Source organism: Micrococcus sp. KRD096 (assembly GCF_017168495.1).
Lineage (GTDB): Bacteria > Actinomycetota > Actinomycetes > Actinomycetales > Micrococcaceae > Micrococcus > Micrococcus luteus.
Genome location: NZ_JABFAY010000003.1, coordinates 98,186 through 107,542 on the forward strand (window position 1 = coordinate 98,186; position 9,357 = coordinate 107,542).

Below are 9,357 nucleotides of genomic sequence, written 5' to 3' on the forward strand. Positions count from 1 at the left end.
TCCTGGGGGTCGGGGGTGTGCGGGGTGGCCATGGCCGGCTCCTCTCGTCTCAGCGGCACGGGTGCGCGCCGCTGGCCCTCACGGTAGGCCCGGGGCAGGGGGTCCTGACCAGGGCGAGGCGACGCCCGCCCCAGCGCTTTCGTAGCCGAAACGGCGCGCCCCGAGCCGCTTTCGTTGACGAAACGGCGCTCCTCCAGGCCGCCGCAACGGATCCCGTCACACTCTTGATCGTTGGATGTCCAAGCAATAGCGTGATCGGCGTCACGTCCCCGCCGTCCGGAGGAGCCCCCATGCCCGAGGCCTACATCATCGACGCCGTCCGCACCCCCGTGGGTCGCCGAGGGAAGGGGCTCGCCGGCGTGCATCCCCTCGATCTGGCGGCCGCGCCGCTGCGCGAGCTCGTCGCCCGCCAGGACATCGACTCGGCCGAGTACGACGAGGTCATCCTCGGCTGCATCGACCAGCTCGGCCCACAGGCCATGGACGTGGCGCGCAACGCCTGGCTCGCGGCCGGGCTCTCCGAGGACGTCCCCGGCACCACGGTCGAACGCCAGTGCGGCTCCGGCCAGCAGGCGGTCCACTACGCCGCGCAGGCCATCATGAGCGGGACGGCGGACCTCGTCGTCGCCGGTGGCGTGCAGTCCATGTCCGCGATCCCGCTCTCCCGGTCCAACACGGCCGCCCGCGATCTCGGCCTCCCCGACCCGTTCACCGGCTCCGAGTCCTGGGCCGCCCGCTACGGGGACGAGGAGATCTCCCAGTTCCGCGGGGCCGAGATGATGGCCCGGCACTGGAACCTGGACCGGGACACCCTGGAGGAGTTCGCGGTGCGCTCCCACGAGCGCGCGCTCGCCGCCCAGGCCGACGGTCGCTTCGACCGCGAGATCCTGCCCCTCGCCGGCCTCACCGCGGACGAGGGCCCCCGCACCCCGGACGCCACGAAGATCGCCTCGCTCGACCCGATCGTCCCCGGCGGGCTGCACACCGCGGCCACCGCGTCCCAGATGTCCGACGGCGCGGCCGCCCTCCTGCTCGCCTCCGAGGAGGCCGTGCGCCGCCACGGCCTCACCCCGCGAGCCCGCATCCACCACCTCTCCGCCCGCGGCGCCGACCCCGTCATGATGCTCTCCGCCCCGATCCCGGCGACGGCGTACGCGCTCAAGCGCATGGGCCTGACCATCGACGACATGGACCTCGTGGAGATCAACGAGGCGTTCGCCGCCGTCGTGCTGGCCTGGCTGAGCGAGACCGGCGCGGACCCGGCGAAGGTCAACGTCAACGGCGGGGCGATCGCCCTGGGCCACCCCATCGGCGCCACCGGCGCCCGCCTGATGACCTCGCTGCTGCACGAGCTCGAGCGCAGCGGCGGCCGCTATGGCCTGCAGACCATGTGCGAGGGCGGCGGCCAGGCCAACGTCACCGTGATCGAGCGTCTCTGACCCATCCCCCGGAGGTTCCCATGCCAGGCCAGATCACCCACCCCGCCGAGCCCACCTCTCCCCCGCCCCGGAGGACACGATCGGCCGCGTGTTCGCACGCGCGGTCGCCCGTTCCCCGCAGGCCGTCGCCCTGCGCTTCGAGGACCGCGACTGGACCTACGCCCAGCTCCGGGACGGAGCGCACCGCGTGGCCCGCCGCCTCCAGGGCACCGGCCTGCCGGCCGGCACCCGGGTGGCCGCCTACGCCACCAACTCGGACGCCTACGCGCTGCTCTTCCTGGCCTGCGTCACGGCCGGCTACGTGCACGTGCCCGTGAACTTCGCGCTCAAGGGCGGCGAGCTCGCGCACGCCCTCGAGGACTCGGGTGCGGAGCTGCTCGTGGCCGACGCCGGCATGCTCGAGCGCGTCGACCAGGTCCGGGCCGAGGGCCGCGCGTCGGCTCCGCGGCACGTGTGGACCATGCTCCCCGCCGGCCACGCCGAGCCCTCCGTGCTGGAGACCGCCCAGGACGAGACGTTGGACGCCGCCGCCCCGGAGGCGGAGGTGTCGGCCACCGACCTGGCCCAGCTGCTCTACACCTCCGGCACCACCTCCACCCCCAAGGGCGCCATGATGTCCCACCGGGCGCTCGTGGCGGAGTACCTCTCCTCGATCATCGCGCTGGACTTCACGGCCGAGGACCGCCCCCTGGTGGCCATGCCGCTCTACCACTCGGCCGCGATGCACGTGTTCCTGCTCCCCTACCTGAGCCTCGGCGCCACGGTGCGCCTGCTGGCCACCCCGGACATCTCCCGGATGCTCGAGCTCGTGGAGACCGAGCACATCGGCTCCCTGTTCCTGGCGCCCACCGTCTGGGTGCCGCTGGCGAACCATCCGGACCTGGCCACGCGCGACCTCTCCTCGCTGCGCAAGGCCCAGTACGGGGCCTCGATCATGCCGGTGACCGTGCTGCAGCGCCTGCGTCAGAGCCAGCCGGGCATCGGCTTCTACAACTGCTTCGGCCAGTCCGAGCTGGGCCCGCTGTGCACCGTGCTGCGCCCCGAGGAGCACGACGCGCGGCCGGCCTCGTGCGGCCGCCCCGTGTTCCACGTGGAGGCGCGGGTGATGACGGCCGACGGCGCCCCCGCCGCGCCCGGCGAGCCCGGCGAGATCCAGTACCGCTCGCCGCAGCTGCTCTCCGGCTACTGGAACCGCCCGGACGCCACCGCGGACGCCTTCACCGACGACGGCTGGTTCCGCTCCGGCGACCAGGTCACCCAGGACGCGGCCGGCTACATCCAGGTGGTGGACCGCATCAAGGACGTCATCAACACGGGCGGCGTGCTGGTCGCCCCGCGCGAGGTCGAGGACGCGATCTACGAGTTCGACGAGGTGGCCGAGGTCGCCGTCATCGGCCTGCCGGACGAGCGGTGGATCGAGGCGGTGACCGCCGTCATCGTGCTCAAGGAGGGGGCCGAGCTGACCGCGGAGACCGTGCGCGCCCACGTGAAGGAGCGCCTGGCGGGCTTCAAGGTGCCCAAGCGCGTGGACTTCGTGGCGGAGCTGCCGCGGAACCAGTCGGGCAAGCTGCTCAAGCGCGCGCTGCGCGCCGAGCGGACGCAGGAGGCCCGGTGACGCGCACGCAGAAGCCGACCTACGACGTCGTCACGCCCCTGGACGTCGACTACCTGGACGCGTTCGGGGAGGCCACGGAGGAGGACCGCGCGCACTGGGACCGCGGCCGCGCCTACGGCCGGGAGGTGCTCGAGCGGATCGACGGGCACTGGGACCGGGCGGAGTACCCGTTGGACCTGGTGGCGCGGGCGGGCGAGCTGGACCTGCTCACCGACGGGCTGGAGGTGCCGGGGCACCCGGTGATGTCGCCGTTGGCCGCGGGCCTGGTGGCGATGGAGATCTCCCGGGCGGACGGGTCGATGGCCGCGGCTGCGGCCGTGCAGGGCGGGCTCGTGCTGCGCGCCCTGGTGCACTGCGCCGGCCCGGAGCAGAAGGAGCGGTACCTCGAGCCGGTGGCGCGCGGCACGCTGCCGGGCGGGTTCGCGCTCACGGAGCCGCTGCACGGCTCGGACTCGGTGTCCCTCGAGACGTCCGCTCGGCCCGACGGCGCCGGCGGCTGGGTGCTGAACGGCGCCAAGAAGTGGATCGGCAACGGGGCGGCCGGGGGCATCACGATCGTGTGGGCGCGGGACACCGAGGACGGGCAGGTCAAGGGGTTCGTGGTGGAGCAGTCCACGCCCGGCTACGAGGCCGAGGTGATCACGGGCAAGGGCGCGCTGCGGGCGATCCACCAGGCGGAGATCACGCTGACCGACGTGCGGGTCGGCGACGACGCGCGGCTGCCGGGCGTGGCGACGTTCAAGGACGCCGCGCGCGTGCTGGTGGCCACCCGCGTGAACGTGGGCTGGTCCGCGCTGGGCCACGCGACCGCCATGTTCGAGGCCGCGCTGGCCTACGCCCGGCAGCGGGAGCAGTTCGGCAAGCCGCTGGGAGCGCACCAGATGGTGCAGGAACGGCTCGCGCAGATGCTGGACGAGGTGACCGCGATGCAGACTCGTTGCGTGGCCGTGGCCCGTCTGCAGGCGGCCGGGCGGCTGCGTGACGAGCAGGCCTCCCTGCTGAAGTACGCCTGCACCCGGGGCGCGCGCCGGGTGGCGCAGATCGCCCGGGACATGCTCGGCGGCAACGGCATCCTCCTGGAACACCGGGTGATGCGGCACTTCGCCGACGTCGAGGCGCTGCACACCTACGAGGGCACCGAGTCCGTGCAGGCGTTGATCCTCGGCCGGGACCTGACCGGGATGAGCGCGTTCGCGTGAGCCCCGGCCGGCCGTTCCCGTGGCCGACACCTGCCCCCACCTTCCGACCCCTAGGAGCTGACATGACCACCGCACCCACCCCTTCCTCCTCCGACGACGCCCCCGCCGTGCTCGTGGAGACGCGGCCCGGCGTCGTGCGGCTGACGCTGAACCGGCCCACGAAGGGCAACGCGCTCGGTCTGACGATGGCGCGCGAGGTGCTCGCGGCGATCGCCGCGGCCGAGGCGGACGAGTCCGTGCACGTGCTCACGCTGACCGGCGCGGGACGGATCTTCTGCGGCGGCGGGGACGTCCAGGCGATGGCCGCCTCCCCCGCCGGGCCGGAGCGGCGCGCGATGATCCAGGAGCTCGGCGAGGCGGCGGGCGAGGTCGCGGTGGCGCTGACGGGCTCTCGCCTGCTGGTGCTGGCCGGTGTCAACGGGACGGCCGCCGGGGCGGGGCTCGGGCTCATGCTGGGCGGCGACGTCGTGCTGGTGCGCGAGGATGCGCAGCTGGTGACGGCGTTCTCGGCGCTCGGGATGACACCGGACACGGGCGTGTCCTACTGGCTGCCGCGGGTGCTCGGGCCGGTGCGTGCGACGCAGCTGCTGCTCGGCGGGCGGCGCCTGGACGGGGCCGAGGCCGTCGAATGGGGCCTGGCGACCGAGGCGGTGGCCGGGGACGCGTTCACGGCGCGTCTGGCGGAGCTCGAGGACGAGCTGGTGGCCGGTCCGGCGCACACCTACGGGCCGACGAAGGCGCTGGCGCGCGGGGCCGACGTCGAGGCGCTGCGCGCACACGTGCGGCAGGAGGCGGCGTCGATCGCGGCGGCGTCCGAGCACCCGGAGGCCGTGCGGCGGGTGGAGGCGTTCGCGGGCCGGTGAGGGGCGAGCCGGTGAGCGGGGGCCGCGGACCGGGCCGTGAGCGGCCAGGCCGGCGGCGCGCCTCCACCGGGCCGACCCCGGTCAGGTGCGCGAGGGCGTGGAGGTCACTTGAACATCTTCAGGACGTCACCCAGGCCGACCGTGGTACGCCGGTAGACGGCGTTGTAGGCGGCGCGCTTCGGATCGCGCAGCCAGCCCATCCCCTTGCGGCCGTAGCCGGGGATGACCTTGCGCTTGATCGCACGCTTGGCGCGGCCCGTGGTGCGGGCCTTGATGGACTTCTTCAGGCTGGGCTTGCGGAGACCGATCTTCATGGGGCGAGCGTACTGGGTGGGGTGGACGGGGTGGCTGGGCGGCTAGCCCCGTTCTTCGCCGCATGCGGCAGGATGCAGACATGACGACCGCTCACGAACAGACCCTGGCCCAGCTGCGCGAGTTCATCGCCGAACGTGGCTGGGCCCGGTTCCACACCCCGGCCAGCCTCGCCAAGTCCATCAGCATCGAGGCCGCGGAGCTGCTCGAGCACTTCCAGTGGGCGGAGGACGGCGCGGACATGGACGAGGTGCAGGACGAGCTGGCGGACGTGCTGACCTACGCGTTCATGTTCGCGGACCACATGGGCTGGGACGTGGATGAGATCATCCAGGCCAAGCTGGTGAAGACACGGGTCAAGCACCCGGTGCCGACAGGCGGGGACGAGGAGGCGACGTCGTCATGACCGACCACAACGCCGGGTACACATTGGAACGCCTGCCGTTCAAGGGCGCCCTTCCCCCCGAGCAGGAGAAGAACGCGCGCATGCGGGACTGGCCCGCCGTGTACGTGATCGACAATGAGAAGCAGGTCTACGTCGGCGAGACGACGAACGTCGTCGCCCGACGAGGACAGCACCACATGGACCCGCGCAAGGCCCGCCTGACGACGATGCGCGTGGTGCTCCATGACGAGTTCAACAAGTCCGCCGCCCTGGACCTGGAGCGCTACCTCATCCAGATGCTCAGCGGCGACGGCGCCCGCGAGGTCCTGAACCGCAACGCCGGCATGACGGAGTCGGACTACTACGACCGCACGCGCTACCAGGAGATGTTCGCGGACATCTTCGAGCGGCTGCGGGCGGAGAAGGTGTTCAGCCGCTCCCGCGAGCAGATCCTCAACAGCACCCTGTTCAAGCTCTCGCCCTTCAAGGTGCTCACGCCGGAGCAGGAGGCATCGCTGCGGCACATCGTCCGGCTGCTCGTCGCCGATGACGACGTCGATCGCGGCCCGCTCGTCATTCAGGGCGGCCCCGGCACCGGCAAGACGGTGGTGGGCGTGTTCCTGGCGAAACTGCTCGTGGACCTCGCGAACCTCACGGAGGAGGACGTCGAGGTGGATCTCAGCTCCGACCACGACTTCTTCGACCTGTTCACCCACGCCAACCGGAACGCCCTGCTGCGCGGCACCGAGGGCCGTGGTCTGCGCATCGGGATCGTCGTGCCGCAGCAGTCCCTCCGCCAGTCCCTCAAGCGTGTCTTCCGCCGGACGCCGGGGCTGCACCCGTCCATGGTGCTGTCCGTGTGGAACGTCGGAGACGCCGAGGAGCCCTACGACATCCTGATCGTTGACGAGGCCCACCGCCTCGGTCTGCGCTCGGCGCAGTCCAACGGCGCCCTCAACAACAAGTACACGGCCATCAACCAGCGCCTCTTCGGCGACGACGACGTCTCCCACACCCAGCTCGACTGGATCACCCAGCAGGCCAGGGACGTCGTCCTGCTCGTGGACCCGCGCCAGACGGTGCGTCCGGCCGACCTCGACGCCGCGACGATGGACGCCCTCCTCGCGCGGGCGCACGCCGAACACCGTCACCACGCGCTGGTGTCACAGCTCCGCGTCAAGGCGTCCGACTCATACGTCGACTTCTTCGGCGAACTCCTCCGAGGCGAGCACCCTCCGGCCCCGGACCTGGGCGAGTACGACCTGCGCATGTTCACGGACTTCGGCGCGATGCGCGAGGCGATCCGTGCGCGCGACACCGAGTTCACGCTCGCCCGTCTTGCCGCCGGGTTCGCTTGGAAGTGGCAGAGCAAGGGCTTCCGCACGAATCCGTCGAAGCCGGACTGGGACATCGAGCTCGACGGGGTACGGCTGCCGTGGAACGTCGCCGACACCGACTGGGTCGACTCCCCCGGTTCACTGGACGAGATCGGCTCCATCCATACCCTCCAGGGATACGACCTCAACTACGCCGGGGTCGTCATCGGCCCCGACCTGCAGTGGGACGACACGGCCCAGCGGGTGGTCTTCTCCCGTGCCGACTATGCGGACACGGGCGGCAAGAAGAACAACGGCTACCTCAGCCGCACCTACTCGGACGAGGACCTGCGCGAGTACGTCATCAACATCTACAACGTGCTCCTGACCCGCGGCGTCCGCGGGACCTACCTGTACGTCGTGGACGCGGGTCTCCGGGAGCAGTTCGCCCGCTGGTTCCCCGGCATCAGCGGGCCCGACGTGACGTCGGCGCCCTTCGGCATCCCTCCGGGTGGCCGCCCGGGCGAGGTCCTGCGCACCGTCGATGTCGGCCACACGGCCGAGGTCGAGTTCATTCCCTCCACGGACGACCTCGAGCAGGCCCGTCGTCGTGCTGAGGAGCTCCGCCGATCCCGGCAGCGGACCCGGGAGTGACAGCCCCTACCCTCGGGAATCTTCTGCGCACCTGACCCTTCTGGCCCCGCCACGGCCGCCGAGAAGGGTCAGATGCGCAGACGATCCCTGACACACGCCCCACCGCCCCGTGTGCGACAAATACACAACACTCGCCTTGCGTATATCACTGAGGTGTGCCTTACTGGTTCTCGGACCCCCGCCGGAAGGACCCCCATGGCCCACGCCTCCACGCACCCCGCCCATCCGCTGCCGCCCGTGGCGCCCCGTCGTCTGCTGCTGGCCCAGCGGCTGCTCCGCGGCGAGGGCTCCGTCGAGGTCACGGCCTTCCGCGCCGGCGAGACGCTCACGACGGCCGTCCACGGCGTGAGCGCGGACGGCCGCCTCGTGGTCGCCCACGTCCCCAACCTCCTCGGTTCGCTCGGCGCGTTCCACACGCCCGCGCCGCTGGACGTGCGCGTGGACGTCCTGCGCGACGCCCTGGACCTCACGCTCCCCACCCGCCTGGCGTCCGTGCATCTGCTCGGCACCCTGCGCTGGTGCCGGGACTCGGCCGAGGTCGCGGAGCTGGGGCTGCGCGGTCGCGTCGCGGACCTCGTGGCCGACGTCGGCCCGCGGGTGCGCGTGGGCGTCGTCGAGACCCAGCGGATCCTGCTGCACGACGTCGACGGCGTCGCCGTGTTCTGCCGCCACACCCTGCCGCTCACGTCGCGCGGACTCGTCGACCAGGCTGAGCTCGCAGACCTGGCGGACGACGTGCTGGGCACCGCCCCCGAGGTGCTCGCGGACCTGGCCGACGCCGTCGCCCTGGGCCTGCTGCCGGGCGAGAGCACCCCGTTGCAGGTCGGCACCGAACCCCTGCCCGAGTCCCCCGCCCACGCCCTCGACGCGGACGAAGCCGGGGTGACCCTGCTCCGCATCCGCGACGGCGAGACCACCGCGGTGCACGTGGCCCTGCCCGGTGCAGGCCGACTCGACCACAGCCCCCGGCACGCCTGGCGGCGACTGCTGGACGCGATCCCGGCGCGGGTCGCCCACCCCTGAGGGGCGGCGTCAGTCGATCGTGTAGGTGGCGCAGGTGGCCACGTCCGTGACCTCGATGCCCTCGGCGGTGCAGGCGAGGTCGGCGTTGTAGGTGCACTCGAGGCGGTGGCACGCACCGACGGTCGAGGCGCCCTCGGTCACCGGGCGGCGGACGTCCAGCTGGACGAAGGTGCCGCAGCCGGGCGTGCGGTCGGAGCCGGCGACGGTGATGGCCAGGGCGTTGCAGGACGACTCGGCGTTGAAGGCGCAGGCGCTGGCGGCGCAGGTGCGGACGGCGGTGGTCATGGCGTGATCCTCCCGGTTCGGGACCGCCCCGGGCCGGGACGGTGCTGCTGGAATCGAGATTACTCCCGCTCACGAATAGCACAAGAGGGGCGATCCTTAGTTAATAGAAGATTAGCGCAAATGTATTTTGCGCATTGTCGCGTGTCGTATGGACCGACGTCGTGCCCGCCGGCCGCCCGGAATCTTCTGCATCTCTGGCCCTTCTGGCGACCACGCGCCCACTCAGAAGGGTCAGATGCGCAGAAGATTCCCCCGTCCCCGCCTCC

General features: G+C 72.0%; 9 protein-coding genes. 7 read left to right on the top strand and 2 right to left on the bottom strand.

The window, feature by feature from the left end; genetic code table 11:
- The first annotated feature begins 290 nt into the window (after window positions 1–290).
- The 4 genes from J1M41_RS02230 (at window position 291) to J1M41_RS02245 (ending at window position 5,116) form a co-directional block, all read left to right on the top strand.
- A complete protein-coding gene (locus tag J1M41_RS02230; protein ID WP_206451054.1) occupies window positions 291–1,439 on the top strand; it encodes an acetyl-CoA C-acetyltransferase in 1,149 nt (382 codons plus the stop codon).
- Window positions 1,440–1,527: 88 nt separating this feature from the next.
- A complete protein-coding gene (locus J1M41_RS02235) occupies window positions 1,528–3,054 on the top strand; it encodes a fatty acyl-CoA synthetase (RefSeq protein WP_342214052.1) in 1,527 nt (508 codons plus the stop codon).
- On the top strand, window positions 3,051–4,253 hold the full coding sequence (locus tag J1M41_RS02240) for an acyl-CoA dehydrogenase family protein (RefSeq protein WP_206451055.1): 1,203 nt from the start codon (window positions 3,051–3,053) through the stop codon (window positions 4,251–4,253). Before J1M41_RS02235 ends, J1M41_RS02240 begins: the two co-directional genes overlap by 4 nt.
- Window positions 4,254–4,315: 62 nt before the next feature.
- Window positions 4,316–5,116: an enoyl-CoA hydratase/isomerase family protein gene (locus tag J1M41_RS02245; protein ID WP_206451056.1), complete on the top strand. Its 801-nt coding sequence runs from the start codon at window positions 4,316–4,318 to the stop codon at window positions 5,114–5,116.
- A 104-nt stretch (window positions 5,117–5,220) separates the two neighbouring features.
- On the opposite strand, the gene J1M41_RS02250 is transcribed toward J1M41_RS02245, so the two are convergent.
- Window positions 5,221–5,430 carry a hypothetical protein gene (locus J1M41_RS02250; protein WP_002857973.1) on the bottom strand — a complete coding sequence of 70 codons (210 nt, stop codon included), beginning with the start codon at window positions 5,428–5,430 and terminating at the stop codon, window positions 5,221–5,223.
- Between the two features lie 80 nt (window positions 5,431–5,510).
- Here J1M41_RS02250 and J1M41_RS02255 point away from each other — a divergent pair, with 80 nt between their 5' ends.
- The 3 genes from J1M41_RS02255 (at window position 5,511) to J1M41_RS02265 (ending at window position 8,806) form a co-directional block, all read left to right on the top strand.
- Entirely contained in the window at window positions 5,511–5,834 is a 324-nt protein-coding gene (locus tag J1M41_RS02255) for a nucleotide pyrophosphohydrolase (protein ID WP_206451057.1), read from the top strand.
- On the top strand, window positions 5,831–7,783 hold the full coding sequence (locus J1M41_RS02260) for a DUF2075 domain-containing protein (protein ID WP_206451058.1): 1,953 nt from the start codon (window positions 5,831–5,833) through the stop codon (window positions 7,781–7,783). The genes J1M41_RS02255 and J1M41_RS02260 overlap by 4 nt, the downstream gene beginning before the upstream one ends.
- 195 nt (window positions 7,784–7,978) lie before the next feature.
- The gene (locus tag J1M41_RS02265; protein ID WP_101967488.1) at window positions 7,979–8,806 is read left to right on the top strand and encodes a hypothetical protein; all 828 of its coding nucleotides are present in this window, start codon (window positions 7,979–7,981) and stop codon (window positions 8,804–8,806) included.
- Between the two features lie 9 nt (window positions 8,807–8,815).
- On the opposite strand, the gene J1M41_RS02270 is transcribed toward J1M41_RS02265, so the two are convergent.
- On the bottom strand, window positions 8,816–9,091 hold the full coding sequence (locus J1M41_RS02270; RefSeq protein WP_041102637.1) for a DUF1540 domain-containing protein: 276 nt from the start codon (window positions 9,089–9,091) through the stop codon (window positions 8,816–8,818).
- Window positions 9,092–9,357 lie beyond the last annotated feature (266 nt).

Excerpts from the sequence above, each read along its gene's own strand:
- J1M41_RS02245 (WP_206451056.1), top strand. The coding sequence starts at position 4,316 with ATGACCACCGCACCCACCCCTTCCTCCTCCGACGACGCCCCCGCCGTG.
- J1M41_RS02230 (WP_206451054.1), top strand. The coding sequence starts at position 291 with ATGCCCGAGGCCTACATCATCGACGCCGTCCGCACCCCCGTGGGTCGC.
- J1M41_RS02260 (WP_206451058.1), top strand. The coding sequence starts at position 5,831 with ATGACCGACCACAACGCCGGGTACACATTGGAACGCCTGCCGTTCAAG.
- J1M41_RS02265 (WP_101967488.1), top strand. The coding sequence starts at position 7,979 with ATGGCCCACGCCTCCACGCACCCCGCCCATCCGCTGCCGCCCGTGGCG.
- J1M41_RS02270 (WP_041102637.1), bottom strand. The coding sequence starts at position 9,091 with ATGACCACCGCCGTCCGCACCTGCGCCGCCAGCGCCTGCGCCTTCAAC.
- J1M41_RS02250 (WP_002857973.1), bottom strand. The coding sequence starts at position 5,430 with ATGAAGATCGGTCTCCGCAAGCCCAGCCTGAAGAAGTCCATCAAGGCC.
- J1M41_RS02255 (WP_206451057.1), top strand. The coding sequence starts at position 5,511 with ATGACGACCGCTCACGAACAGACCCTGGCCCAGCTGCGCGAGTTCATC.